This window comes from Halomonas sp. GXIMD04776 (assembly GCF_049808615.1).
In the GTDB taxonomy this organism is placed as follows: Bacteria; Pseudomonadota; Gammaproteobacteria; order Pseudomonadales; family Halomonadaceae; genus Modicisalibacter.
Genome location: NZ_JBNCAN010000008.1, coordinates 26,643 through 52,149, shown reverse-complemented (window position 1 = coordinate 52,149; position 25,507 = coordinate 26,643). Strand labels below are relative to the sequence as shown.

Annotated in this window: 21 protein-coding genes; 7 read left to right on the top strand and 14 right to left on the bottom strand. The window is 60.6% G+C overall.

Going from position 1 to position 25,507, the window contains the following annotated elements; all coding sequences use genetic code 11:
* Positions 1-89 precede the first annotated feature (89 nt).
* From ACPF7Z_RS07060 to ACPF7Z_RS07020, 9 genes are all read right to left on the bottom strand, one after another.
* Complete coding sequence (locus ACPF7Z_RS07060; protein WP_425192547.1) at positions 90-959, bottom strand: N-acetylmuramoyl-L-alanine amidase; 870 nt, start codon at positions 957-959, stop codon at positions 90-92.
* Between the two features lie 68 nt (positions 960-1,027).
* Positions 1,028-1,765 carry a DUF3307 domain-containing protein gene (locus ACPF7Z_RS07055; RefSeq protein ID WP_425192545.1) on the bottom strand — a complete coding sequence of 246 codons (738 nt, stop codon included), beginning with the start codon at positions 1,763-1,765 and terminating at the stop codon, positions 1,028-1,030.
* Between the two features lie 11 nt (positions 1,766-1,776).
* Positions 1,777-2,418 (bottom strand): hypothetical protein, encoded by a 642-nt coding sequence (locus tag ACPF7Z_RS07050; protein ID WP_425192543.1) that lies wholly within the window; start codon positions 2,416-2,418, stop codon positions 1,777-1,779.
* A 217-nt stretch (positions 2,419-2,635) separates the two neighbouring features.
* Positions 2,636-3,811, bottom strand: coding sequence for a vWA domain-containing protein (locus ACPF7Z_RS07045; RefSeq protein WP_425192542.1), 1,176 nt, complete (start codon positions 3,809-3,811; stop codon positions 2,636-2,638).
* A 3-nt stretch (positions 3,812-3,814) separates the two neighbouring features.
* A complete protein-coding gene (locus ACPF7Z_RS07040; protein ID WP_425192541.1) occupies positions 3,815-4,672 on the bottom strand; it encodes an AAA family ATPase in 858 nt (285 codons plus the stop codon).
* 75 nt (positions 4,673-4,747) lie between these two features.
* Entirely contained in the window at positions 4,748-5,572 is an 825-nt protein-coding gene (locus ACPF7Z_RS07035) for a GGDEF domain-containing protein (protein WP_425192540.1), read from the bottom strand.
* A gap of 216 nt (positions 5,573-5,788) precedes the next feature.
* The gene (locus ACPF7Z_RS07030; RefSeq protein WP_425192539.1) at positions 5,789-6,685 is read right to left on the bottom strand and encodes an NAD(P)-dependent oxidoreductase; all 897 of its coding nucleotides are present in this window, start codon (positions 6,683-6,685) and stop codon (positions 5,789-5,791) included.
* Positions 6,682-8,490, bottom strand: coding sequence for an ABC transporter transmembrane domain-containing protein (locus tag ACPF7Z_RS07025; protein WP_425192538.1), 1,809 nt, complete (start codon positions 8,488-8,490; stop codon positions 6,682-6,684). Before ACPF7Z_RS07025 ends, ACPF7Z_RS07030 begins: the two co-directional genes overlap by 4 nt.
* A 70-nt stretch (positions 8,491-8,560) precedes the next feature.
* Positions 8,561-9,466, bottom strand: a complete 906-nt coding sequence (locus ACPF7Z_RS07020) for a cation diffusion facilitator family transporter (protein WP_425192537.1) — start codon at positions 9,464-9,466, stop codon at positions 8,561-8,563.
* A 183-nt stretch (positions 9,467-9,649) separates the two neighbouring features.
* Here ACPF7Z_RS07020 and ACPF7Z_RS07015 point away from each other — a divergent pair, with 183 nt between their 5' ends.
* From ACPF7Z_RS07015 to ACPF7Z_RS06985, 7 genes are all read left to right on the top strand, one after another.
* Positions 9,650-10,177, top strand: coding sequence for an O-acetyl-ADP-ribose deacetylase (locus ACPF7Z_RS07015; protein ID WP_425192536.1), 528 nt, complete (start codon positions 9,650-9,652; stop codon positions 10,175-10,177).
* 293 nt (positions 10,178-10,470) lie between these two features.
* Positions 10,471-10,728 carry a type II toxin-antitoxin system Phd/YefM family antitoxin gene (locus ACPF7Z_RS07010; RefSeq protein ID WP_425192535.1) on the top strand — a complete coding sequence of 86 codons (258 nt, stop codon included), beginning with the start codon at positions 10,471-10,473 and terminating at the stop codon, positions 10,726-10,728.
* Positions 10,716-11,018 carry a type II toxin-antitoxin system RelE/ParE family toxin gene (locus ACPF7Z_RS07005; RefSeq protein ID WP_425192534.1) on the top strand — a complete coding sequence of 101 codons (303 nt, stop codon included), beginning with the start codon at positions 10,716-10,718 and terminating at the stop codon, positions 11,016-11,018. Before ACPF7Z_RS07010 ends, ACPF7Z_RS07005 begins: the two co-directional genes overlap by 13 nt.
* A 181-nt stretch (positions 11,019-11,199) precedes the next feature.
* Positions 11,200-13,389, top strand: a complete 2,190-nt coding sequence (locus ACPF7Z_RS07000) for an OsmC domain/YcaO domain-containing protein (protein ID WP_425192533.1) — start codon at positions 11,200-11,202, stop codon at positions 13,387-13,389.
* Between the two features lie 88 nt (positions 13,390-13,477).
* Positions 13,478-15,166 carry a GMC family oxidoreductase gene (locus ACPF7Z_RS06995; RefSeq protein WP_425192532.1) on the top strand — a complete coding sequence of 563 codons (1,689 nt, stop codon included), beginning with the start codon at positions 13,478-13,480 and terminating at the stop codon, positions 15,164-15,166.
* A gap of 14 nt (positions 15,167-15,180) precedes the next feature.
* Positions 15,181-17,694 carry a CoA transferase gene (locus tag ACPF7Z_RS06990; RefSeq protein WP_425192531.1) on the top strand — a complete coding sequence of 838 codons (2,514 nt, stop codon included), beginning with the start codon at positions 15,181-15,183 and terminating at the stop codon, positions 17,692-17,694.
* An 87-nt stretch (positions 17,695-17,781) separates the two neighbouring features.
* The gene (locus ACPF7Z_RS06985) at positions 17,782-18,390 is read left to right on the top strand and encodes a class I SAM-dependent methyltransferase (RefSeq protein ID WP_425192530.1); all 609 of its coding nucleotides are present in this window, start codon (positions 17,782-17,784) and stop codon (positions 18,388-18,390) included.
* Between the two features lie 96 nt (positions 18,391-18,486).
* Here ACPF7Z_RS06985 and ACPF7Z_RS06980 read toward each other — a convergent pair whose 3' ends face one another.
* From ACPF7Z_RS06980 to ACPF7Z_RS06960, 5 genes are all read right to left on the bottom strand, one after another.
* Positions 18,487-19,386, bottom strand: coding sequence for a hydroxymethylglutaryl-CoA lyase (locus ACPF7Z_RS06980; RefSeq protein WP_425192529.1), 900 nt, complete (start codon positions 19,384-19,386; stop codon positions 18,487-18,489).
* Between the two features lie 157 nt (positions 19,387-19,543).
* Positions 19,544-21,598 carry an acetyl/propionyl/methylcrotonyl-CoA carboxylase subunit alpha gene (locus ACPF7Z_RS06975; RefSeq protein WP_425192528.1) on the bottom strand — a complete coding sequence of 685 codons (2,055 nt, stop codon included), beginning with the start codon at positions 21,596-21,598 and terminating at the stop codon, positions 19,544-19,546.
* The gene (locus tag ACPF7Z_RS06970; RefSeq protein ID WP_425192527.1) at positions 21,595-22,449 is read right to left on the bottom strand and encodes an enoyl-CoA hydratase-related protein; all 855 of its coding nucleotides are present in this window, start codon (positions 22,447-22,449) and stop codon (positions 21,595-21,597) included. Before ACPF7Z_RS06970 ends, ACPF7Z_RS06975 begins: the two co-directional genes overlap by 4 nt.
* Before the next feature lie 9 nt (positions 22,450-22,458).
* The gene (locus tag ACPF7Z_RS06965) at positions 22,459-24,066 is read right to left on the bottom strand and encodes a carboxyl transferase domain-containing protein (RefSeq protein ID WP_425192526.1); all 1,608 of its coding nucleotides are present in this window, start codon (positions 24,064-24,066) and stop codon (positions 22,459-22,461) included.
* 117 nt (positions 24,067-24,183) lie between these two features.
* The gene (locus ACPF7Z_RS06960; protein WP_425192525.1) at positions 24,184-25,353 is read right to left on the bottom strand and encodes an isovaleryl-CoA dehydrogenase; all 1,170 of its coding nucleotides are present in this window, start codon (positions 25,351-25,353) and stop codon (positions 24,184-24,186) included.
* Positions 25,354-25,507 lie beyond the last annotated feature (154 nt).

The window sequence follows — 25,507 nt, the reverse complement described above, 5'->3', positions numbered from 1 at the left end:
AGCAAAAGATGGTGGAGTGATTGCGCAAGCAGAAACCACCTCAATAGACAAAATCGCTGGTTTTCCTGGGAGTTCGCTGCAGCGAACTCCTACAAGGGCGGTCTATCCGACGATAGCGATTCGGGACGATAACGATCCCGCAGCGCCCAGACGATCGCGGCGGTTTCCGCATCCGGGAGGCCGCGATAGTCCCTGGGGCGAAAATGCATCTGGAAGGCTCGCAGCACCTGGCGGGTCTGGGGATCGTACTGACCGGTCACCTCCACGGGGTAGCCGTAATCCGCAAGCGCCGTCTGAAGCTCCGTCAGCGATGGCGGTTGCTGGCTAAAACGGGTGAGGTAATCGGCTACCCTGTTCGCCTCGGGCCAGGCACCGATGCCGGCCTGATGCAGCCGGTACCAGGGGAAGAGCGGCCCGGGATCGATCTTGCGTGAGGGCGCGATATCCGCGTGCCCCACGACATTGGTGGGGTCGATGTCGTAGTGGGCGACGATGTCCCGGGCGAGCCGGATCAGAGTGTCGATCTGGGCATCCGGATAGGGCGCCCAGTCAATGACATTCGGATATGAAGGCTGGGTCTCGAGAAGCCGTTGGATCTCTCCATAGGGTCGGTTTGGCCCTTCGTTGACGATCTCGATGCCGATCGAGGTGTCGTTGATATTACTGCGTTTTTTCCAGGCGCTTTCGCCGGCGTGCCAGGCGCGGCGGGACTCGTCCACCAGTTGATAGACCAGGGGTTGGCCCCGGGAACGCCGGGCCGGTAGCGGCAGCACGTAATGGGCGCTCACCCGAGGGCCGGTCAGCGTTGTCAGCGAACGTGACTCGTTACCGTCGGTGTAGTGAATCACCAGATGACGTATACGGCTTGAATGCGAGGGCGATACGTGCCGCTGGTCGACGATATAGCCGGGGCGTTGCTCCAGGCCGCTGCAGCTTGCCATGACGAGGGTGATTGCCATGATCAGCAGCAGTGGAGGGCATACCCTGCATTTCGGGAGTCGTCTTCGTGAAAAGTAGGCAGCCAAGGTCATAGTGTCTGGAGGACGTAGCGCAGGGCCAATCCCAGCAGCAGGGTCAAAGCGAAACTGAGCATGGTGCCGAGAAGCACGTATTCGGTGAGCTTGCGGTCGCGGTCCTCGCGCAGATCGCCAAAGCGCAAGACCGACTTGGCCGCCAGCAGGAAACCGATGGGGGTGAATTCGCCGCTCAGCACGAAGGTCAGCACCAGAAAGCGTTCGAGAATACCGATCCTGGCCCCCGCGTCCGCCAGGGTGCCGCGGTTATCGACCTGGGCGCTCCAGCGCTGCATGACCAGCGCGATAAGTATCGAAAGCGGCCGTGTGATCAGTACATAGGTCAGCAGTATTGCCAATGGTTCGGGGCGTAGCAGCCAATGCCCGATTAGCGGTAGCGGCCAGGGATGAATCAGCCAGCTCCAGACCAGCAGGATCACCCCCAGATGCAGGGCCTGATCGATCAGGAAATAACGGACCTGCTTTGGGGTGTAACTCTTGAGGATATCGATCATCAAGTGGCTCAGAGCGATGGTCAATGCCGCCAGCACGGCGGTCGCAAACGTCAATTGACCGGTCAGCAGGACGCTCAGCGCCAGCAGCCCGTGCACGCCGGCATGCAGATAGACCGCTGGAGAGCGGTAACCAAGACGCTGCTTGCTGTGCACCCAGGCCTTGCACTGCAACAGGAAGTCGCCGGCAAGATGGGCAAGCAACAGCAGTAACAGTAACGAAAATACCGTCGATTGCATGGCAGTTCCTTTCAAACGCCCTGGGCCAGCTTCGAGGCGGTGTAGATCAGATAATCCCGAATCAAGGACCAGCGCGCCGCCGCCAGGCGACGGTTGATGGTTGGCTGGGCGCGTCCGAGTCGTTGGGCCAGAGCCTGTTGGGATTCCTCATGGAGTAGACTCAGCGCCACAACTTCCGCGGAGAAACGCGACCAATGGCTCAGGATGTCATCGGCAAAACGGGTCACCAGCGCCAGCGTCTCGTCGAGTTCGGCTGACGGCGTGACGATGGCCAGGCGATCTGCGGTGTCGCTCAGCGCGTCCAGACGCTGCCCCGAGAGCACGAACGCTTCGCCATCGGCCTGAGCGAAACGCTGAGGCTCAGGAACGTCCCCCTTGCCAATACCGATGGCAATACGCGCATCCCACATGTTCTGACGCGATGGAGACTGCTGAATCAATGCCGCGCGAATCAGTATCGCTGCCGTCATGCTGTCGCTTGGATCGGGGATGACCACTTGGAAACCATCGCCGCGATAGCGATCACCCCGGGCCTTGAAGCGCTCTTCGATGAGCGTCAAGGCGTCATCCAGCGTTCGATTGAGACGATCCTTGTCCGTGATTCGCTGAGACCCCACCACATCACCGGTCAGTACACCAATGTTGGCCGTCATCCTGTATCAATCCATGATTGTTATTTAAAGCTATAAATACATTTTATAGCATTAAATAGCTATAGCAATAATCGCTAAAAATCACTATTAATATATTTTATAGTCTTATTTAGCTATTTTTTTGCTATTCGATGAATTGATACTGTAATTATATACAGTAAAAAGAGGCTGGCAATTCCCCGCCCCAACTTTGTTGTGTCGGTCTGTAACGAAAGAGCTAACGTAAAAGCTCGCGGATCGCGGCTTCCAGGCCTTCGAGAGTTGTAGGATACATCCGCTCATCGACCAGTTGGCGGATCAGTCGAGTCGAATGGGTGTACTCCCAGGCGTGGGGCGGCAAGGGGTTGAGCCAGACCAGCTTGTCGAACTTGGCCGTGAGTCGTTTGAGCCAGGTAGCGCCAGCTTCTTCGTTGAAGTGCTCGACGCTTCCACCGGGATGGGTGATTTCATAGGGCGACATGGCCGCATCGCCGACGATCACCACCTTGTAGTCGGCGCCGAAGGTGCGAAGCACTTCCTGGGTACTGATACGCTTGTCGCGACGGCGATTGTCTCGCCACAACCCCTCGTAAATGCAGTTGTGGAAATAGAAGTATTCGAGATGTTTGAATTCGCTGCGACAGGCAGAGAACAACTCCTCGCAGACACGGATGTGATCGTCCATGGAGCCGCCCACGTCGAGCAATAACAGCAGCTTGATCGCATTGTGGCGCTCCGGACGCAGGCGAATATTGAGCAGGCCATTGTCTCGAGCCGTTGCCTCGATGGTGGCCTCGATATCGAACTCTTCCCCGGCGCCGGTGCGCGCAAAACGCCGCAAGCGGCGCAATGCCATCTGCAGGTTGCGGGTGCCGAGTTCGAGGGAGTCGTCGTAATCGCGAAAACGACGTTCGTCCCATACCTTTACCGCACGCCGGTGGCGTGAGCCGTCCTGGCCGATGCGGATACCTTCGGGGTTGTAACCATGGGCGCCGAAGGGGCTGGTGCCGCCGGTACCGATCCATTTGTTGCCACCGGCGTGACGCTCATTTTGTTCCTCGAGCCGCTGCTTGAAGGTCTCGATCAACTGCTCCAACCCGCCCAGGGATTGAATCTCGGCCTTCTCCTCCTCGGACAGGGAGCGCTCGAATTCACGCCGTAACCACTCCTCGGGAATCAATGCTTCAATGGCCGAATCAAGATCCTCTATGCCCTTGAACCAGGCGGCAAAGGCGCGATCGAAGCGATCGAAGTAGCGCTCATCCTTGATCAGAACCAGACGCGCCAGTCGGTAGAAGGCCTCACTGTCGGCAAATACGACGCCTTGCTCGAGCACGGCATGCAGATCAAGCAGCTCTCGCAAGGACACCGGTACACCGGCACGTTTCAGGGTATCGAACAGGCCGAGAAACATGGCTCAGCGGCCTTGATTGGAGCGTTGGCGACGCATCATGAAGGCCAGTCGATGCAGCAGGGTGCTGTCCTGCTCGTTCTTGATCAGGGCGCCGGCCAGTGGGGGTAATGCCTGGCTCGGGTCGGTTTGGTACAGCGCTTCCTGGGACAACTCGTCGGCCATCAGCAGTTTGAGCCAGTCGATCAGCTCCGAGGTGGAGGGCTTCTTCTTCAGCCCCGGCGCCTCGCGCAGATCGAAGAATACTTCCAGGGCCTGAGCGACCAGACGGGATTCGATGTCGGGAAAGTGCACGTCGACGATCCGCTTCAGCGTCTGGCGGTCGGGGAACTCGATGTAGTGAAAGAAGCAGCGACGCAGGAAAGCATCCGGCAACTCCTTTTCGTTGTTCGAGGTGATGACGATGATCGGCCGATGGCGAGCCCGTATGGTTCGATCGGTCTCGTAGACATAGAACTCCATGCGATCGAGTTCCTGCAGTAGATCGTTGGGGAACTCGATATCCGCCTTGTCGATCTCATCAATCAATAACACCACACGCTGATCCGCCTCGAAGGCTTCCCATAATTTGCCGGGCCGGATGTAGTTGGCAACGTTCTCTACGCCTTCCACACCCAACTGGGAATCCCGCAGACGACTGACCGCGTCGTATTCATAAAGCCCCTGATGGGCCTTGGTGGTGGACTTGATGTGCCAGGTAATGAGGCGAGTGCCTAATGAATGGGCCAACTCCTCGGCAAGCAGCGTTTTGCCGGTACCCGGCTCGCCCTTGATCAGCAGTGGCCGTTCCAGCATCACCGCAGCATCGACGGCCAGGCGTAGCGCATCCGTGGCGATGTAGCTCGACGTTCCTGCGAAAGCCATGATGTTTCCCTGTTGAAAGACGTCGAACGAGTGTACGAGAGTGGCTATGGCATCTCAATTCAAGCGTTACAGGGTCTATCGAGACAACACGCCTTCCACGGTTCGGCCCAGAATACGATTGCGCCCTTGAGACTTGCACTCATAAAGCGCGGCGTCCGCGCAGGCGATCAGGCTGTCCGCATCGATCCGGGTGCCGGGCTTGGCGGTGGCCACGCCGATACTCACGGTCACCATCGAATGCGAGGGTGATGAGGTGTGGGGAATGCCGACCGCTTGCAACATGCTGCGCATGGCTTCGGCCAGCGCCAGGGCCGGGCCTTCGTCACTATCGAGAAGCACGACCAGAAACTCCTCTCCTCCCAGGCGGATGAGGATATCCGTTTCGCGCCGAAAGATATCGCGCAGGACATTGGCGATCTCGACCAGGCACGTATCGCCGGCGGGATGGCCGTAATGATCGTTGTAGGCCTTGAAGTGATCGACATCGATCATGAGGATCGACAAGGGCGCCATGCGACGACGCGTCATGGGCAGCGCGATCTCCAGACGCTGCTCCAGCAGGCGTCGATTGCCGAGTCCAGTCAGGGGATCGATGAGGGACTGCTCGCGCAATGTCTCATTCTGCTTCCTGAGCGTTTCCAGCAGTGAGTAAATCTCGCCGGTGAGTAGGGCGATGTCATCGCGATTTTTCAGTAATGTCGGAGGTGGCTGACTAACGTGTCCCTGCTGTTGGCCTTTCACATAATCCACGAGTAGATGCACCCGATGCAGCAGGTAACGCTGCACCAAAATGACCACGATGGCGAGGAGCAGCAGAAAAATCACCGCGATCAAGGGGGCGATGCTCAGCAGGTCGGTGCTCGATGCCGGAATGTCCTGCTTGGCGAGGAAAGTGCTCATCTGCCGCCAGAGCACAACACCTGCAATGAATAGCAGGCATGCCAGAATCGAAAGTGTATGTCGATAAAAAAGAATCTTGAATGGTATGAGCCGCATGATCCATCGCTGTCGAACGGAATGAACAAGCATCGCTGTTGTCGTTTTCGAGGCTATTATCGGCCTCGACTAACCCGTCTTGAATACTTGTTACGCAAAAAATCATAAAAGTCGCATCGATCACTCACTCGATTTCGTCGATGAGAGGCGATAGCGCTCGATCAAGGTTGCCGGATCGCACTCCGCATAACCCTGACCGGCATGCTGTCGAAACAGCTGCACCGCGAGGCTGCTCATGGGAACGGCGCTGGCGCTACGTTGGCTCTGAGCCACCGCCATGTCGAGATCCTTGAGCAGGGTGCGCACATGCCAGGGGGGTGCGGCAAAATTAGCCGCAGCCATTCGCGGCGCAAGAAGCTGAAACGGTTTGGAATCCGCGAAACCGCCGCCGAGCGCCTCGGGAATTCGTGCGGCATCGACACCGCTGGCCTCCGCCAGGGCCATCATCTCTGCGATCACCAGTACATTACAGCCGACGACCATCTGATTGCACACCTTGGTCACCTGGCCGCTGCCCACCGACCCCATGTGGGTCACCCGGGATGCCAGGGAGCCGAGGAGTGGACGCAGCGCCTCGATATCGCCGGTCTCGCCGCCGCACATGATCGCAAGGCTTCCCGATTCGGCACCGGCCACGCCCCCAGAGACCGGGGCATCGACCCAGCGTATGTTGCATTCGGTTTGCAGGCGTGAGGCGAAATCCCGGGTCGCGGCGGGATCGCTGCTGGAAAAATCCACGATCGTTTGGCCGTGGCGGGCATGGGCGGCGACGCCTTCCTCGCCGAATACGACCTCCTCGACCACGGCGGTATTGGCCAGACACAGCATGATCACGTCGACCTCATCGACGAGTTCGGCAATCGAGGCGGCCACCCGGGCGCCGGCGGCCTCGACTCTGCGGGTCTTGTCGAGGCTACGATTGAATACCGTGACGCTGAAGCCGGCCTCCAGCAGGCGATGCGTCATAGGCTCGCCCATCAGGCCGATACCGATGAAACCGAGGCGAGGTGAGGTCATTGGTATGTCTCCGTATTCGGGTAACTATCGGTGTTGCGTGCCTCGAGGTCGAATTGCAGGCTGGCCAGATGGCGATAGAGCGAATTGCTCTCGAGTAATTGCGCATGAGTGCCGACGCCGACCAGTCGACCATGATCGAAGACCAGCAGACGATCCGCGGCGACTACGGTCGCCAAACGATGGGCCACCACGAGGCTGGTACGACCCACCATCAGTCGATCCAGCGCCTCCTGTACCAGCCGCTCACTTTCCGCATCCAGGGCACTGGTCGCCTCGTCGAGCAGCAGCACGGCGGGATCGCGTAGCAGTGCCCGAGCGATCGCCAGGCGTTGACGCTGGCCACCGGACAGCTGTACGCCACCCGGCCCCAGATAACTGTCGAAGCCATTGGGCAAGGCCTGGATGAACTCCAGTGCATTGGCATCCCGAGCGGCCTGAATGACCTCCGTATCGCTGGCTTCCGGCACCCCATAGCGAATATTGTCAGCAGCGCTCCCACTGAACAGCACCGGTTCCTGGGCGACCAATCCGATGGCCTGGCGCAATTCGGCGGGATCGAGATCGCGAAGATCCACCCCATCGAGAAATAGCTGGCCTTCACTGGGATCATAGAAACGCAGCAGCAGTTGCAAAAGTGTACTCTTGCCGGCACCAGAGGGGCCGACCAGCGCGATGCGTTCACCGGGGCGAATATGAATGTCGATGTCTGCAAGAACCGGTGTGTCCGGGCGGCTGGGGTAGGCGAAACACAGGCCCTGGGCGACGATCTCGCCGCGTAGTGGATACGCTAGGGTGCGGGGAGTTGCAGGCGCCTGTATATTCGCCGTCGCATCCAGCAATTCGAGCAAACGCTCCGCAGCGCCGGAGGCTCGCTGAACATCACCGGCCACTTCCGCGAGCGCCGCCACGGCGCCGGCCGCCAGCACCGCATAGAATACGAACGCCGATAATTCGCCGGCGCTCATTTCACCCGCCAGCACCGCATGACCGCCTTGCCAGAGCATGAAAGCGACGGCGGTGAACACTACCAGCATGGCGATGCCGGTCAACCAGGCGCGCTGGCGCGTACGCGCCACGGCCACCGCGAAGGCCGATTCCACGCGCTGTCCGTAGACACGCCTGTCCTCGTCTTCGTGGCCAAAGGCCTGCAGGGTGCGAATGCCACCCAATGCCTCACCGGCGTAACGCCCCAGCTCGGCGATACGGTCCTGACTATGGCGCGAGAGCCGGCGTACGCGACGGCCGAACCACAGGATCGGCAGCACCGTGGCGGGAATGCCCAACAACACCAGCGCACTGAGCCAGGGCTGTGTGATCAGCATCAAGATAACCGCTCCGATCAGCATCAGCAGATTGCGCAGGGCCACCGACAGGGAAGAACCGAACAGGCTCTGCAACACGCTGGTATCCGCTGTCAGGCGCGACTGAATCTCGCCGGCACCGCCGCTTCCCTTCAAGCTGTTTTCGAAGAAGTCCGGTTCCAGGGTCAGAAGATGGTCAAACACCTGACGACGTAGATCCGCCGCCAGGCGTTCGCCGATCCAGGTCACCAGGTAATAACGTGCCGCCGAGGCGATCGCCAGCACGACGACCACACCCAGGAGCCCGGCCAAGGCCTGATTGAGGCTGGAGACATCTTCCGCCATGAAACCCTGATCGATGACCAGGCGCAGCCCCTGACCCAGCAACAGCACGCTGCCCGAGGCCACCAGCAGGGCGGCGCCGGCACCTACTAGCCGCCATCGATAGGGGCGCAGTAGCGCCAGTAGGCGCAGCAGGATACGTGGATTGGGACGAGGGGTCATCATGTCTCTCGGGCAACGAAAAGGGCGTACTGAATAAGGACATTACCAGTGCTCGTCTAAAAGAGCATGTTCAGGCCCAGCGTGGATCGGCGGTGAAGGCCACGGTAAACCAGCGCCGTTCCGGAGGGGCGCTCAACTGCAGGGCGATTTCCTCACGGATTTCGTCGAGCATGCTCATTCCGCGCCCACTGGCAAAGTCCGGTTGAGTGACGATGTGAATCTCGATGAAGTAGCCCCGGCCGGTCTTGGCGACATGGCTGTAGTAGTTGAGTAGACCGTCGCGTTGCATCACCTGTTGCATGGCGTCGTGAACTTCCCGGTCGAGGTGACTCGGTGCAATCAGAAACACCTCTTTCAGGGCGCGGCGCACAATACCAATAGGGACCGGCATGAAGCATAGCGTCAGCACCGCCAAGAGCAGCGAATCCACATAGGGAGTCCAGTGCGAGAGAGCGGTACCCTCCAGCAGCCAGGCAATGGCGAAAGCCACCAATAGGGCAGAGGTGATCAACGCGGCCATCAGCCAGCCCTGGATATCGATACGCACGAACTCGGAATCCGCCTCTCGATTGAGGCGACTCTCGAACACATACATGGAGAAGCAGGCCGTTGCCACCAGCACCGCATAGGCAATCGCCATGCCAAAGGCAAGTTCGCGTCCACCTTCCATCAGTCCTTGCACCGCATTGAGAAAGGCATAGAAGCACAGCAGCATCAGGATGGCGCCATTGAATGCCGCTGCCATCGGTTCGAAATGCCAGTAGCCATGCTGGAAGCGCTGATTGACCTCGCGCTGGGCAAGTCGCGAGACCCAGAGCGCCAGCACCGACATGGTGGCGTCGATGCTGGAAAACACGCCGTCGAACAAGATGGACTGCGAGCCCGCCAGCAAGCCGAGAGTGATACCCAGGCCGGCCACTACCAGGGTCATGGCGATGGAAATCTTCAGGGCGCGTTGTTCGAGATGGGCTTGCATGGCCGGTCCAGAGGTTAATCGAAACCGACGATCATAGGTCAGCCGATCCGGGTTCACCAGCGTCCCGAAGGTTGTTGATCCACTGGACGCGTCGGGTCGCCGATTATCGAGTAATCACCGCGCGTCGCAGCTGCTACGCTCGATGGTAAGTAAACATGATTCGGGCAAATATCAGGAGGAACGATGGATAAGGATCTGCTCACGCGCCGGGTCAGCGTGATCGTCGGCGACATCACCCAGCTCGAGGTGGACGCCATCGTCAATGCCGCCAACCATTCGCTGATGGGGGGCGGGGGCGTGGACGGCGCCATTCACCGCGCCGCCGGCCCCGAACTCAAGCAGGCCTGCCAGCATTTGCGCAACACCGACTGGCCCGACGGCCTGCCGGACGGCGAGGTCGCCCTGACCGACGGCTTCAAGTTGCCGGCGCGCTACGTGATCCACACCGTGGGCCCGGTCTACGCCAAGACCAAGGACAAGTCGCACCTGCTCGCCAACTGCTACCGCAACGCCCTGGCGCTGGCCGACGAACATGACTGTCGCAGCATCGCCTTCCCGGCGATCTCCACCGGCATTTATGGCTATCCCTTCGACGAGGCGGCGAAGGTGGTGCTCAGCGTGCTGGCAGAGGAATTACCGCGACACGAGCTTGACGTGACCCTGTGCTTCTTCAGCGACAAGGACGCCGAGGCGTTCAAGAAAGTCATGTGAGAGGTGTCTTGAGTATTCGCTGAGCTTCCTTAAGGGAAGTAAGGGTTCGAATGAGTACAGAGAATTTAGAAATAACCTGATGCAGCTAGAAACGAGTGTTGAAAACTTAACAATCCAATTAACAACGTTGCGATGATTAAGTCAGCGGTTTTTCTGGTCGTAATGCCTCTTTTTACGTAGCGCCCGATAATTATCGGCGCAAATTGGCGTGTGAATCGGGCGCTATAAGCTGTCATTGCTCCACCTAAAGAGTGATACTATAGTATCACTACTAGTCTGATTCAGGGTGAGCCGTGAAAGTTGAGCTTGTTACGAACCTCAAGCGTCAAGCCACAAAAATTTTGGCAGACCTGCATTCGTCGAAAGAGCCGGTGCTGATTACTGAGCACGGTCAGCCTTCCGCCTATCTCGTTGATGTTCAAGATTACGAGTTCATGCAACGTCGGCTTGAGCTGCTGGAAGGGCTTTCACGAGGGGAGCGTGCCGTACTCGAGGGAAGAACGTGCACCCAGAGTGAAGCCAGGGTGAAAATGCGTAAATGGCTGACGTAGTCTGGACGGAGCCAGCCCTTCAGCAACTGGACGCCATCGCTGAGTACATTGCGCTGGATAACCCTGCAGCGGCCAGCCATTTGGTCGAGGAAGTTTTCGACAAGACTGAGCGTTTGGAAGATTTTCCTCTGTCTGGACGAATCCCACCGGAACTGCCTGAGTCCGTTTACAGGGAAGTGGTCGTGCCGCCCTGTCGCATTTTTTATCGTGAAGATGAGAGCCGTGTGCTTATCCTCTACGTCATGAGAGAGGAACGACAGCTTCGGGCTTACATGCTGGAGAATAGCTAGCCAGGCGCAGCTGCGGGTGCCTTTGTCTGCACGTCTTTGGAGTTTGCATTGCTCGGGGCGGACGTGACCATTGTGAATCGACTGGATTTTCGCCCGCCACCCAAGACGCCGGGCGACAAAACCGGGATAATGGCCGGCCACTCGCCTACGGCGCCGACAGTCACCAACCCGGCTCTTCTCCATGGAAATCAAGGTCAATTATCTCGACAACCTGCGCCAGGAAGCCAGGTTCGACGACTTCACCGTCATCACCGATCAACCGATCCGCTACAAGGGCGACGGCTCCGCGCCGGGGCCGTTCGACTACTTCCTGGCCTCCTCGGCGCTGTGTGCCGCCTACTTCGTGCGGGTCTATTGCAACGCCCGGGACATTCCCACCGAGAACATCCGGCTGTCCCAGAACAACATCGTCGACCCGGAGAACCGCTACAACCAGATCTTCAGGATCCAGATCGAGCTGCCCGCGGATCTCTCCGACAAGGATCGCACCGGCATTCTTCGCTCCATCGAGCGCTGTTCGGTGAAGCGGGTGATCCAGAATAACCCGGAGTTCCAGATCGAAGTAGTCGATAACATCGACGAGGATGCCCAGGCGCTGCTGATGAGTGGCACCGTGGAGGGTGAAAATACCTGGATCGAAGGCAAGGACCTGCCGCTGGAGCAGACCATTGCCAACATGACGGCGATGCTCGAGGCCCTCGGCATGAAGATCGAGATCGCTTCCTGGCGCAACATCGTGCCCCACGTGTGGTCGCTGCATATTCGCGATGCCGCCTCACCAATGTGCTTCACCAACGGCAAGGGCGCCACCAAGGAGGCCGCGCTGTGCTCGGCGCTGGGCGAGTTCCTCGAACGCCTGAGCTGCAACTTCTTCTACAACGATCAGTTCTTCGGCGAGGAGATCGCCAATAGTGTCTTCGTTCACTATCCCAACGAGGAGTGGTTCCAGCCCGGGCCGAAGGACGAGCTGCCGGCGGGTATTCTCGATGACCATTGCCGGGCGATCTATGATCCGGACGGGGAGCTGCGCGGCTCGCATCTCATCGATACCAACTCCGGCAAGGTGGCTCGCGGCATCGTCTCCTTGCCTTTCCTGCGCCAGTCCGACGGCGAAACGGTGTACTTTCCCTCCAACCTGATCGAGAACCTCTACCTCAGCAACGGCATGAGCGCCGGCAACACCCTGGCGGAGGCCCAGGTGCAGTGCCTCTCGGAGATCTTCGAGCGGGCGGTGAAGAAGCAGATCATCGAAGAAGAGATCGTGCTACCCGACGTGCCTCCGGCGGTACTGGCGAAATATCCCGACATTGTCGAGGGCATCGAGGCGCTGGAAGCCCAGGGCTTCCCGGTGCTGGTCAAGGATGCCTCCCTCGGGGGGCGGTTCCCGGTGGCCTCCGTCACCGTGATGAACCCGAAGACCGGCGGCGTCTTTGCCTGCTTCGGTGCGCACCCCAGCCTCCAGGTGGCGATAGAGCGCAGTCTCACCGAGCTGCTGCAGGGGCGCAGCTTCGAAGGCCTGAACGATCTGCCGCCGCCCACCTTCAACTCCCAGGCGGTGTCCGAGCCGAACAACTACGTCGAACACTTCATCGACTCCTCCGGGGTGGTTTCCTGGCGCTTCTTCAGTGCGAAGCAGGATATTGAGTTCTGCGAGTGGGACTTCACGGGCACCAACGAGGAAGAAGCCGCAGCCCTGTTCGGCATTCTCGAGGAGATGGGCCTGGAAGCCTACATGGCCGTCCATGAAGACCTGGGCGCGCCGGTGTGTCGTATCCTGGTGCCGGGGTATTCCGAGGTGTATCCCGTGGAGGATCTGGTCTGGGACAACACCAACATGGCGCTGAATTTCCGCGAGGACATCCTCAATCTGCACGCGCTGGATGATGCGCAGTTGGCCGCGTTGCTCGAGCGTCTGGAGGAAAGCGAACTCGACGAACAGATGAAGATCGTGACCCTGATCGGCATTGAGTTCGACGACAACACCGTGTGGTCCGAGCTCACCATCCTGGAGTTGAAGCTGCTCATCGATCTGGCACTGCAGCAGTTGGAGGAAGCGCTTGAGCGGGTCGAGATGTTCCTGCAGTTCAACGACAACACCGTCGCCCGGGGGCTTTTCTATCAGGCGATGCAGGCCGTGCTGGAAATTACCCTGGATGACGACCTGACGCTGGACGACTACCTTTACAACCTGAGGCGCATGTTCGGCGACGAGACCATGGACGCCGTGGTGGGGTCGGTGAGCGGCGAGGTACGCTTTTCTGGCCTGACCCCCACCAGCATGAAGCTGGAGGGCATCGACCGGCATCAGCGGCTGATCGAGAGCTACAAGAAGCTGCACGCTGCACGGGCTGCCTGGGCCGCAAAGCAGTGAGCCAACGGCCTCCATTCGATTGCAATAACAATACTCCCGAGTCAGCAGCCGCCTGACTCGGGGCGTCCCGCTGACGGAGGTCAATGCCATGCCACACGATGCCTTCGATTACATCATCGTGGGGGCCGGTACTGCCGGCTGTCTGCTGGCCAACCGGCTGAGCAAGGATTCCTCGAAACGAGTCCTGCTGCTTGAAGCTGGCCAGAAAGACAATTACCCCTGGATTCACATTCCAGTGGGGTATCTCTATTGCATCGGCAATCCGCGCACCGACTGGCTCTATCAGACCGAGCCGGATGCGGGGCTCAACGGACGCTCGTTGCGCTATCCGCGCGGCAAGACCCTGGGCGGTTGCTCCTCGATCAACGGCATGATCTACATGCGCGGCCAGGCTCGGGACTATGACCAGTGGGCCAAACTGACCGGGGATGACGCCTGGAATTGGCAAAACTCACTGCCCGATTTCATGGCGCATGAGGATCATTACCGCCTGGATGGAGGGGCTTCCCCCGAAACGAAGAATGGCGATCGCTTTTCGGCGTTGCATGGCAATGGCGGCGAGTGGCGGGTCGAGAAACAGCGGCTGAGCTGGGAGATTCTTGAAGCCTTTGCCGCCGCCGCCGGTGAAGCAGGTTTCGAGCGCACCGAGGACTTCAACACGGGCGACAATACCGGTGTAGGCTATTTCGAGGTCAACCAGCGTTCGGGCTGGCGCTGGAACACCTCGAAGGCGTTCTTGCGACCGATCAGAGACAGGTCGAATCTGACCGTCTGGACCGGTGCCCAGGTCGAGCGTTTAGTGTTCGAGTCGACGGGAGAAGGCGGTACTCGCTGCGTGGGTGCCATCGTGCGTCGGGGTGGCAAGAGCGGCGAGAGTGGCAAAAGCGGCGATGCGGTGACCGTGCGGGCCAACAATGAAGTCATTCTGTCTGCCGGGGCCGTCGGATCACCGCAGATCCTGCAGCTTTCCGGTGTCGGTCCGGCGGCGCTGCTCGAGGCCCAGGGCATCGAGGTGGTGCTTGACGCGCCGGGGGTTGGCGAGAACCTGCAGGATCATCTGCAGATCCGCGCCGTGTTCAAGGTGCAAAACGTAAAGACGCTCAATGTGCTCACCAGCAGCCTGTTCGGCAAGGCCAGGATCGGCCTTGAATACATGCTGCGTCGATCCGGGCCGATGAGCATGTCGCCGAGCCAGCTTGGCGCCTTTACCCGCTCCGACCCGAGTCTTGTGCATGCCAACCTGGAGTATCACGTCCAGCCGCTCAGCCTGGACGCCTTCGGCGAGGGGCTGCACAAGTTCCCCGCCTTTACCGCCAGCGTATGCAACCTCAATCCCACCAGCCGCGGCACGGTGCGGATTCGCTCGAACCGCTGCGACGATCCGCCACTGATCGCGCCGAATTATCTGAGCACCGACGAGGATCGCCGGGAGGCGGCCGCCAGCCTGCGCCAGGTGCGCGAGATCGTGGCCCAGCCCGCGCTTGCTAAATACAAGCCCGAGGAATGGCGACCGGGTATCCAGTATCAGACCGACGAGGAACTGACCAAGCTGGCCGGTGATATCGCGAGCACCATCTTCCACCCGGTGGGCACGGCGAAGATGGGCCGTGACGACGATCCCTTCGCCGTGCTCGATCCGCGACTGAAGGTGCGGGGCATTGAAGGTCTGCGGGTGGTCGACGCCAGCATCATGCCGACGATCACCAGTGGCAACACCAACTCGCCCACGCTGATGATCGCGGAAAAGGCCGCGCGCTGGATCATCGCGGACGGATGACAATGGAGAGACATATGCCTGGCAACCCTCACTCCACGCTGCCGCTGATAGGCGTCAAGGTCATCGACTTCGGCCAGTACATGGCCGGGCCCGCCGTGGCGATGATCCTGGCGGATATTGGCGCCACGGTCGTTCATGTCGACTCACCCGATGGGCCCCTGTGGACGACGCCCGCCAATGCCACGCTGAACCGCAACAAGCTGATCGTGTCGATCGATCTCAAGACCGCCGAAGGTCTCGAGCAGGCCCAGGCCCTGATCGAGGAAGCGGATATCGTGATCGAGAGCTTTCGCCCGGGGGTGATGGCGCGACTCGGCCTCGACTTCCATCAACTGCGAGAGGCACGACCGGAATTGATTACCCTCTCGATCCCGGGGTTTGCTTCCAATGACGAGTTGCGCCGCGATTGGCGAGCCTTCGAGAGCGTGATTGCGGCCAACTCGGGCGTCTTCACCGACATGGGCCTCAATCGGGTGCTGATGGGGGTCAATCCTTCCTTCTCGCCGCTGCCCCTGGCCTCCGCCTATGGTTCGATGCTGGCCGCCTCGGCGGTGGTGCTGGCGTTGCAGGCACGGGAGCGCACCGGCCTTGGCGATCAGGTCGAGGTGCCGCTGGTCGCGGCGGTCATGGAAGGACTCTGCTACAACTCGATCAAGATCGACGACTACCCGGAGCGCTACAAGACCCAGCGCGAGCAGGAGATCGAGCGCCGGCGGATCGAGGGTCTGCCGATGAACCTGAGCTACGACGAGCTGCAGGAACTGCTCGACCCGTTCTACCGCAGCTACAAGTGCAAGGATGGGCGCCAGTTCTATGTCGTCTGCCCGAGCCACAAGTCCCACGCCAAACGCTGTCTCAAGACCCTGGGTATCTACGACGAGCTGGTTGCCGAGGGACTGCGCGAGGAGGAGGACACTTACCTGCCGGTCAGCGAGTGGACCTCCGACGTATCGCTCGGCGTCTATCCGCTGCCCAAGTTCTGGGCCGACAGGATCGCCGCGCGCATGAAGGAGGTCTTCATCACCCGCACCGCCAAGGAGTGGGAGCGCATCTTCGGGCGCGGCAAGTTTCCCGGTGCCCCTCAGCGCTGGCTGCAGGAATGGATGCATGACGATCATGCCGAGACGGCAGGCTTGATGATCGAGGTCGAGGACCCGGAGTTCGGCACGATGATTCAGCCGGGTCCGATGGTGTGGCTCGAGGAGAGCGGCGAAGAGATGCTGGCGCCGCAGCCGCGACGCTGGGTGGATTTCGACACGGCGCTGAGAAGTCTCACGGCCATCGAGACCAAGCTGCCGCGGGTGCGCGCCAAGAATGCCCGGGACGGCTGGCTTCAGGGGGTGCGCATTCTCGATCTGTGCAACGTGATCGCCGGCCCGCATTCGGTGGCCTATCTCGCCCGCTTCGGGGCGGAGGTCATCAAGCTCGACCCCTCCAAGCCGTTCTATGATTGCTGGAACACGGTGATCTTCGGCATGTCGCACCTGCGCGGCAAGCGCTCGGTGCTGACCGATATCAACGCCCCCGAGGGCCGCGAGATCTTCGAGAAGCTGGTCGAATCCGCCGATGTGATCGTCTGGAATGCCACCGACCGTCAGGTCAAGGCGACGGGCCTGGATGCCCAGGGGCTACGATCGCTCAATCCCGAGGCGATATTCTGCCAGCTGGATTGCTTCAGTGGCGTTCGCCCGGGGCCGCGTACCAACTACCTGGGCTACGATGACCTGGTGCAGGCCACCACCGGCATCATGCTGCGCTTCGGGGGGGAGATGGACACCCCGGAGGAACATGCTCATGTCGGCACGATCGACGTGATGTGTGGTTTCGGCGGCTCATTGGGCATCGCCGCCGCGCTTTACCAGAAGCTCAAGACCGGGCGGGTCGGACGGCCACGCACCTCTCTGGCGGCGCTGAGTGGCCTCGCGCAAATGCCCTTCTGCTACGACTATGAGCGGCGCGGGCTGTTCGATGAGCCGGCCGGGCGGGAGTGCAACGGCTTCGATGAGCTGTCACGCTTCTACTACACCTCATCCGGCAACTATGTCCTGCTGAGTGCCTATGAAGCGGATGTCGAGCACATCGACAGGGTCGAGGGGTTGGAAGGGTTCGCCGAAGTCCCCAAGGAAGGCCGGGCGGCCTTTCTGGCCAATGCCTTTATCGGCGCGGATGCCGGGGATTGGGTCCACCGCTTGCAGCAGTGCGGCGTCGCTGCGGCGGTGTGTGAGAACCTGGACACGATTCGCGCCTACAACAGCCATCCTGCCGATGGCACGCCAGGCACCGATCGGGGCAGCTATTCCTTCTCGGTCTTCGAGGATCATCCGAGCGGCCACGTGGTCACCCAACTCGATCCCTATGCGATTCGCCCCACGCGCGGCAAGATCTACGCGCTCGAGCCGGCGCAGCAGTATGGCGCTTCGACCCGGGAAGTGCTGCGCGAACTGGGCTACGACGAAGCCGCGATCGACAGTATGATGGCGTCCGGGGTCGTCAGTGAACGCTGGAGTCGGGAGTATCTGCCGAGCTGAGAGGGTAGAGCCATGGACTACGCTAGCCCTCGCGACCGTCGACCGAGCGGAGCGCCACGTCTGGATTGAAACGGTCGAGGAACCGTGATGCGCAGTTTTATATACGACACCCCTATCCTCAAGCTCACTTCCCGGTGGTACGCGGAAGTGCTGATGCGTATGCCTGAAGGTACCACCGTGCTGGATGTGGGCATCGGCACGGCGGGCGCGCTGGCTGCCAATGCCGCGACGGTCAAGCGTAAAGACCTACAGGTGACGGGCATCGATATAGACGCCGATTACATAAAAAGCGCCAGACGAAGGCTGACAGCCTCCGCCTTGTCTGACCACGCGGAGGTGCGACTCGAGTCGATCTACGATCATCATGGCGGGCCCTATGATGCCGTTTACTTCTCGGCAAGCTTCATGCTGCTGCCCGAACCCGGTCGGGCGTTGCGGCATTGCCGGGGGCTCTTGTGCCCGGGCGGGCGGATATTCTTCACGCAAACCATCCAGAAGCGACCTTCTCGCTGGATGGAACGTTTAAAGCCCGTACTCAAGCGAGTGACGAGCATCGATTTTGGACGCGTGACCTACGAAGAGGCGTTCAAGGCCCAGCTTCGTGCCGCCGGCCTGGAACTCGAGGAGTTCGTCTTCCTGTCTCATCACGGCAACCGAGCGTCCTGTCTGGCCGTGGCCAGGCCGATAGTGAGTTAAGTTTTTGCTTGCCTTGCCGCCTTATTGGCACTCAGAACCGGCACGATGAAAGAGGACGGGCGCGTTATTCTCCCGCCGATGTTTTCAGCGGTGCGATTACCTGGCGGCCAGTGCCACGCTTACCTTCGAGCGATTGGGCCGCCGGATGGTTTGCGTGATCCAATCCCCGGTCTCGGCCAGCAGATCCAGGTCGATGCCGCTTTCTATTCCCAGCCCATCGAGCAGATAGATCACGTCCTCGCTGGCCACGTTGCCGGAGGCGCCCTTGGCGTAGGGGCAGCCACCCAGACCGGCGACGGAGCTGTCGATGACCGCGACACCTTCCTCCAGCACAGCGTAGAGATTGACGATGGCCTGGCCGTAGGTGTCGTGGAAGTGGGCCGCCAGCTTGTCCATGGGTATTTCCCTGGCCACCGCCTCGAGCATGCGCTTGGCCTTGAGCGGGGTGCCGGTGCCGATGGTGTCGCCCAGCGATACTTCGTAGCAGCCCATTGCATACAAGGCCTTCGAGACCTCCGCGACCTTGGCCGGCGCTATCTCGCCTTCATAGGGGCAACCCAGTACGCAGGAGACATAACCGCGCACACGCACGCCGACATCCTTGGCGCGTTCCAGCACCGGAGCGAAGCGTTCCAGCGATTCTGCCACGGAACAATTGATGTTCTTCTGCGAGAAGGTTTCGCTCGCGGCACCGAACACTGCGACTTCCTTGACGCCGCATTCCAAGGCCGCTTCCAGGCCCTTGAGGTTGGGGGTCAAGGCGGAGTAGGTAACGTCGTTGCGGCGCTCGAGGCCGTTCATCACCTCGCGATGATCCGCCATCTGCGGCACCCACTTGGGTGAGACGAAGCTGGCCGCCTCGATATGGCGAATGCCGGCGGCGCCCAGCCGATCGATCAGTTCGAGCTTGGTGGCGGTATCGATCGGTTCGGACTCGTTCTGTAGACCGTCCCGCGGGCTGACTTCGACCAGCCGTACGGATTGGGGGAAATCCATTGTTCATCTCCAATCATGTCGGACTTGCTTGGCGGCTATCCCAGGTACAGGTCTTCGCGGAGGCGCTGTAAACCCTTCCCTGGGCGCTACATTTGCCTTCCCTGGCAAATGACCTCCGCTTCAACCTGTGCCTGGCGCCGCTTAGCGTGGTGGCATGTCATTCTTCGGCATTGAACGTCAGCAACTCATCACCTTGCCCCACGGTATCGCCGGCGGCGAAATGGAAGGTGTCAACGACGCCATTCGCAGGGGCATTCAGGCTGTGTTCCATCTTCATCGCTTCCATGACCATCAGTGGTGTGCCTTTTTCCACTTGCTGACCCGGTTCGACCAACAGCGCTACCACGGTGCCATGCATCGGCGCGGTCAGGGTGGCGTCGATTTCGTGATGGCCGTGATCGACGGCGTCCAGACGCCGCCAGAACAGGCGTATTTCCTTCTCGGCATCGCCCAGTACCAGCACCTCGCCGTGCTCGGCACGGTCGCGGCGGGCTAGCCAGCGGCGGCGATGACCGTTGAGGGTGATGGCGACACCATCACCTTCCACGGGTTGCAATTGCCCCTCAAGAATGCGGCCATTCAGGTGCAATTGCCAGGCGCTGCCCTTGTGACGTTCAGCCAACACGGTAACGATGGCCGCACTATCGGCCTCGTCGGTGGCATGGGCCGAATCCGTCAGGGCAATGCGGATCTGAGTCGGAGCGTTCAATCGCCAGCCATCGCGGCGATCCCAGGGGGAACCCGCCTGGGACTCACGCCGCAACAGATCGAGGGCGACCAGGGCGGCGCTGCCATAGGCTTCGTCGTCGAGTGCAGAGGCAGCAAACAGTTCTGCTTCGTGCTGTTCTATAAAGCGAGTGGTCAACTCGGCTTTCTTGAAGGCCGGATGGCTGGCCAGGCGCTGCAGGAAGGCGCGGTTGGTAGTGACGCCGGAAACGTCCAGCGCCGCCAAAGCGCGGTTGAGCGTGGCCAGGGCCTGGTCGCGGTCATCGCCATGCACGATCAGCTTGGCCAGCATAGGATCGTAGTGCATCGAGACCTCGTCGCCGGCTTCGACACCGCTATCCAGACGCACCTGCGAAGCCGCAAGACCCGCACCGGCTAGATCCAGGCCGAAGCGTTTGAGACGCCCGGTGGCGGGCAGGAAATCCTGCTCAGGGTCCTCGGCATAGAGCCGGGCCTCGAAGGCGTGACCATCGATCGTCAGTTCTTCCTGATTCTTGGGCAGTGGCAAGCCAGCGGCCACCCGTAGCTGCCACTCGACCAGATCCTCGCCGGTGATCATCTCGGTCACCGGGTGCTCCACCTGAAGACGGGTGTTCATCTCCATGAAATAGAAGCTGTTATCTACATTTAATAAAAACTCGACGGTGCCGGCGCCGACGTAGCCGATCTCCCTGGCGGCGCGCACCGCGGCTTCTCCCATTTCACGACGCAGTTCCTCGTTCATGCCCGGTGCCGGCGCTTCTTCGAGGACCTTCTGATGGCGACGCTGCACCGAGCAGTCACGCTCGAACAGGTAGACACCGCGGCCATGGCTATCGCAGAAGACCTGGACCTCTACGTGGCGGGGCTGGGTCAGATACTTCTCGATCAGCATGCGCTGATCACCGAAGGCGGCCTGGGATTCGCGCCGGCAACCCTCGAGGGCAGTCTGAAAGTCCTCGGCTCGTTCGACCACCCGCATGCCCTTGCCGCCCCCGCCGGCGCTGGCCTTGAGCAGCACCGGATAGCCGATATGATCGGCCTCGGCCTTGAGCGCAGCGTCGTCCTGATTGTCGCCATGATAGCCCGGCACCAGGGGTACGCCGGCGGCTTCCATGCGAGCCTTGGCCGCAGACTTGTCGCCCATGGCGGCGATGGCACTGGCTGGAGGGCCGACGAAGACGATGCCGGAGCGTTCGCAGGCTGCTACGAATTGTGCATTCTCGGAGAGGAAACCGTAGCCAGGATGGATGGCCGAGGCACCGGTGCGCTGCGCAGCCTCGATCACTGCCTCGATATTCAGATAGCTGTCCCGGGCAGGAGCAGGGCCGATGCGTATTGCTTCGTCCGCCTCACGAACGTGGTAGGACAGGGCGTCTGCATCCGAGTAGACCGCCACGCTTTTCAGGCCCAAACGTCGGGCGGTACGAATCACCCGGCAGGCAATTTCGCCACGATTGGCGATCAACACCGTGGAAAGCGGCAGCGGTGCATTGGCAAGGCTCATGAACGCGGCTCCTTGTGTTGTTTGTCGTCCTGCTCATTTCGATCGTTACTCGGTTTCCAGTCCGGCGGACGCTTGGCGAAAAATGCCTCCAAGCCTTCTTGCCCTTCGCGGCTGACACGCAGTTCGCTGATGGTCTGACAGCATCGCTCTCGGGTGGCGTCAGAGTCACGTTCCCGGGCAACGTCGGCCAGTAATGCCTTGGTGGCGCGGCTGGCCTGGGGAGAGGTGGCGAGTAGCGTATCGATAAGAGTGTCGATGCGCTCGTCCAGCTTGTCTTTGGCGGTCACCTCGTGGACGAGCCCCAGTACCTGGGCGGTGCTGACGTCGATGACCTCCGCGGTGAGCGCATAGCGGCGCAACTGACGCTCGCCGATGGCGCGCTGCACGTAAGGGCTGATCACTGCCGGCGAGAGACCGATTCTCACTTCGGAAAGACAGAAACGCGCCGCCTCGGAGGCGACGACGATATCGCAGCAGGCGGCAAGCCCCACTGCGCCGCCGTACGCAGCCCCCTGGACACGGCACAACGTGGGGCAGGGCAGCGTGTCGAGCCGATGCATCAGCCGCGAAAGCTCCCGGGAATCGCTCAGGTTGTCCTCGAAGCTGTAGTCGACCATGCGCTTCATCCAGTTCAGGTCGGCCCCGGCGGAGAAGTGCTTGCCCTCTGAGCCAAGCACCAGAGCGCGGACCTCGTCGCGCTCGATGGCCTCGAACAGCCGATCGAGATGATCGTTGAGTTCGTGGATCAGGGCATCGTCGAAGGCATTGTGCACCTCGGGGCGATCCAGGGTCAGCCAAGCGACGCCACGATCGTCGATGCGCAGTCGGGAATAGCTCGTTGTCTCAGGCATGATGGGGCCTCACATTCTGAATACGCCGAAGCGGGTATCTTCTATCTCAGCATTCATGGCAGCGGACAGCGCCAGCCCCAATACATCCCGGGTTTGAACGGGGTCGATCACACCATCGTCCCATAATCGAGCGCTTGCGTAATAAGGATGCCCCTGGTGTTCGTACTGTTCATGGATCGGTGATTTGAAGGCGACCTCATCCTCCTCGCTCCATTCACTGCCGTGGCGCTCGTGCTGTTCTCTCTTGACCTGGGCCAGCACATTGGCGGCCTGTTCGCCACCCATGACCGAGATGCGGGCATTGGGCCACATGAACAGCAGGTTGGGTTCATAGGCACGACCGCACATGCCGTAGTTGCCGGCGCCAAAGCTGCCACCAATCAGTACCGTGAACTTGGGCACCTTCGCGCAGGCCACAGCGGTAACCAGCTTGGCGCCATGCTTGGCGATGCCTTCCTGCTCGTACTTCGAGCCGACCATGAAGCCAGTGATGTTCTGCAGAAAGACCAAAGGAATCTTGCGCTGGGCGCACAATTCGATGAAGTGAGCGCCTTTCTGCGCCGATTCCGAAAACAGCACGCCGTTGTTGGCGACGATGCCCACCGGATGGCCGTGCAGATGGGCGAAGCCGGTGACCAGGGTGTCACCGTAGTAGCGTTTGAACTCGTCGAAGTCCGAGTCGTCGACCAGTCGGCCGATGACCTCGCGCACGTCATAGGGCTTGCGCAGGTCGGTGCCGACGATGCCGTAAATCTCTTCGGGATCCAGGCGCGGCGGCTTGGGTTCCTTCATCGCCAGTTGTCCGCGCTTCTGCCAGTTGAGCCGCGACACCGCTCGGCGGGCCAATTGAAGAGCGTGGGCGTCGTTGTCGGCGTAGTGATCTGCCACACCGCTGATCTTGGCATGCACATCCGCGCCGCCCAGATCCTCGGCGCTGATGGTTTCGCCGGTGGCGGCCTTCACCAGGGGCGGGCCGCCGAGGAAGATGGTGCCCTGCTCTCGCACGATGATCGATTCATCTGCCATGGCCGGCACATAGGCGCCGCCAGCGGTGCAGGAGCCCATCACCACCGCGATCTGCGGGATGCCCTCGGCGGAGAGGGTGGCCTGGTTGTAGAAGATGCGGCCGAAGTGATCGCGGTCGGGAAACACCTCGTCCTGTCGGGGCAGGAAGGCACCGCCGGAATCCACCAGATAGATGCAGGGCAGACGATGCTTGCGGGCGATCTCCTGAGCGCGCAGATGCTTCTTTACCGTCAGCGGGTAATAGGTGCCGCCCTTGACCGTGGCGTCGTTGGCGACGATCACGCATTCGACGCCGGATACCCGGCCAATCCCGGCAACCACGCCGGCGGCGGGTACCGGTGACTCGTAGACGTCGTGGGCTGCCAGGGCGCCGATCTCGAGAAAGGGTGCGCCCTCATCGAGCAGATGATCGATGCGATCGCGGACAAACAGTTTACCCCGAGACTCGTGGCGCTCCCGGGCCTTGTCGCCGCCACCTCGGCAAATCGAAGCGGTCAGGGTGTGCAGCTTGTCGACTTCGGCACGCAGGGCGTCGGCGTTCGCCTGGAACGCCTCGGTACGCGGGTTGATCTGGGTGTGCAGGATGGCCATGGCAATTCCTTGAATTCGGCTATCAACATTGAGTCTCCAGGTGCAGGAGCTTGGTCTACCGAGCGATGGATGGCTTGATTCGCCATTTACCGCCCAATGAATTGGGCTCCTGCCGTGTTAGGCCGACTCGTTGAAGAGTTCGCGGCCAATCAACATCCGCCGTATCTCGCTGGTCCCGGCACCGATCTCGTAGAGCTTGGCATCGCGTAGCAAGCGCCCGGTGGGATATTCGTTGATATAGCCGTTGCCGCCAAGGAGTTGGATGGCATCCAGCGCCACCTGGGTGGCCTTCTCGGCGCAGTACAGGATCACCCCGGCGGCATCCTTTCTGGACGTTTGACCGCGATCGCACGCCGCTGCCACGGCATACAGGTAGGCGCGACAGGCGTTGAGGGTAGTGTACATATCCGCCACCTTGCCCTGCACCAACTGGAATTCGCCGATGGATTGGTCGAACTGCTTGCGCTCATGGATGTAGGGCAGCACTACGTCGAGTGCCGCCTGCATGATGCCGATGGGGCCGGCGGCTAGCACGGTACGCTCGAAGTCCAGGCCGCTCATCAATACCTTGGCGCCACGATTCTCTTCACCCAGCACATTCTCGGCGGGCACCTCGCAGTTGTCGAATACCAATTCACAGGTATTGGAGCCGCGCATGCCGAGCTTATCGAGCTTCTGGGCGGTGGAGAAGCCGGGGAAATCTCGTTCGATGATAAAGGCGGTGATGCCCTTGGAACCGGCTTCGGGATCGGTCTTGGCATAGACCACCAGCACGCTGGCTTCAGGACCATTGGTGATCCACATCTTGTTGCCGTTGAGGACGTACTTGTCGCCTTTCCTTTCCGCTCGCAGCTTCATCGATACCACGTCGGAACCCGCGCCGGGCTCGGACATCGCCAAGGCACCGACGTGTTCGCCGCTGATCAGCTTGGGCAGGTACTTGGCCTTCTGCTCGGCGTTGCCATTGAGTTTCAACTGATTGACGCACAAGTTCGAATGGGCCCCGTAAGAGAGCCCTACCGAGGCGCTGGCCCGGGATATCTCTTCCATGGCAATGCAGTGGGCGAGATAGCCCATGCCGCTACCGCCATCCTCCTCGGAGACGGTGATGCCAAGTAAGCCCATATCGCCAAACTTCTGCCATAGATCATTGGGGAAGGCGTTTTCGGCATCGATGTCCGCGGCCCGTGGCGCGATTTCGTCCCGAGCAAAGGCGTTGACCTGATCGCGCAGCATGGTCTGCGTTTCATCTAGGCCGAAGTCGAGAGGCGTGTAGGGGGAGTACATGGCGTGGCTCCTGGATGTATCTGGGCGTTTATTTATAGGAGTACGCCGAGCACGCGATGGCTCGGCATCGAAGATAATAATGGCAGAATAGATAGGGTTGACGTTTACGTAAAGTAGAGCTTTGGTCGCAGACTCTTTGCGTGCACAGACATAA

What these genes read in the sequence shown, in the direction of transcription:
- ACPF7Z_RS07060 (WP_425192547.1), bottom strand. Translation starts at nt 959, where the DNA reads ATGGCAATCACCCTCGTCATGGCAAGCTGCAGCGGCCTGGAGCAACGC.
- ACPF7Z_RS07055 (WP_425192545.1), bottom strand. Translation starts at nt 1,765, where the DNA reads ATGCAATCGACGGTATTTTCGTTACTGTTACTGCTGTTGCTTGCCCAT.
- ACPF7Z_RS07050 (WP_425192543.1), bottom strand. Translation starts at nt 2,418, where the DNA reads ATGACGGCCAACATTGGTGTACTGACCGGTGATGTGGTGGGGTCTCAG.
- ACPF7Z_RS07045 (WP_425192542.1), bottom strand. Translation starts at nt 3,811, where the DNA reads ATGTTTCTCGGCCTGTTCGATACCCTGAAACGTGCCGGTGTACCGGTG.
- ACPF7Z_RS07040 (WP_425192541.1), bottom strand. Translation starts at nt 4,672, where the DNA reads ATGGCTTTCGCAGGAACGTCGAGCTACATCGCCACGGATGCGCTACGC.
- ACPF7Z_RS07035 (WP_425192540.1), bottom strand. Translation starts at nt 5,572, where the DNA reads ATGAGCACTTTCCTCGCCAAGCAGGACATTCCGGCATCGAGCACCGAC.
- ACPF7Z_RS07030 (WP_425192539.1), bottom strand. Translation starts at nt 6,685, where the DNA reads ATGACCTCACCTCGCCTCGGTTTCATCGGTATCGGCCTGATGGGCGAG.
- ACPF7Z_RS07025 (WP_425192538.1), bottom strand. Translation starts at nt 8,490, where the DNA reads ATGACCCCTCGTCCCAATCCACGTATCCTGCTGCGCCTACTGGCGCTA.
- ACPF7Z_RS07020 (WP_425192537.1), bottom strand. Translation starts at nt 9,466, where the DNA reads ATGCAAGCCCATCTCGAACAACGCGCCCTGAAGATTTCCATCGCCATG.
- ACPF7Z_RS07015 (WP_425192536.1), top strand. Translation starts at nt 9,650, where the DNA reads ATGGATAAGGATCTGCTCACGCGCCGGGTCAGCGTGATCGTCGGCGAC.
- ACPF7Z_RS07005 (WP_425192534.1), top strand. Translation starts at nt 10,716, where the DNA reads ATGGCTGACGTAGTCTGGACGGAGCCAGCCCTTCAGCAACTGGACGCC.
- ACPF7Z_RS07000 (WP_425192533.1), top strand. Translation starts at nt 11,200, where the DNA reads ATGGAAATCAAGGTCAATTATCTCGACAACCTGCGCCAGGAAGCCAGG.
- ACPF7Z_RS06995 (WP_425192532.1), top strand. Translation starts at nt 13,478, where the DNA reads ATGCCACACGATGCCTTCGATTACATCATCGTGGGGGCCGGTACTGCC.
- ACPF7Z_RS06990 (WP_425192531.1), top strand. Translation starts at nt 15,181, where the DNA reads ATGCCTGGCAACCCTCACTCCACGCTGCCGCTGATAGGCGTCAAGGTC.
- ACPF7Z_RS06985 (WP_425192530.1), top strand. Translation starts at nt 17,782, where the DNA reads ATGCGCAGTTTTATATACGACACCCCTATCCTCAAGCTCACTTCCCGG.
- ACPF7Z_RS06980 (WP_425192529.1), bottom strand. Translation starts at nt 19,386, where the DNA reads ATGGATTTCCCCCAATCCGTACGGCTGGTCGAAGTCAGCCCGCGGGAC.
- ACPF7Z_RS06975 (WP_425192528.1), bottom strand. Translation starts at nt 21,598, where the DNA reads ATGAGCCTTGCCAATGCACCGCTGCCGCTTTCCACGGTGTTGATCGCC.
- ACPF7Z_RS06970 (WP_425192527.1), bottom strand. Translation starts at nt 22,449, where the DNA reads ATGCCTGAGACAACGAGCTATTCCCGACTGCGCATCGACGATCGTGGC.
- ACPF7Z_RS06965 (WP_425192526.1), bottom strand. Translation starts at nt 24,066, where the DNA reads ATGGCCATCCTGCACACCCAGATCAACCCGCGTACCGAGGCGTTCCAG.
- ACPF7Z_RS06960 (WP_425192525.1), bottom strand. Translation starts at nt 25,353, where the DNA reads ATGTACTCCCCCTACACGCCTCTCGACTTCGGCCTAGATGAAACGCAG.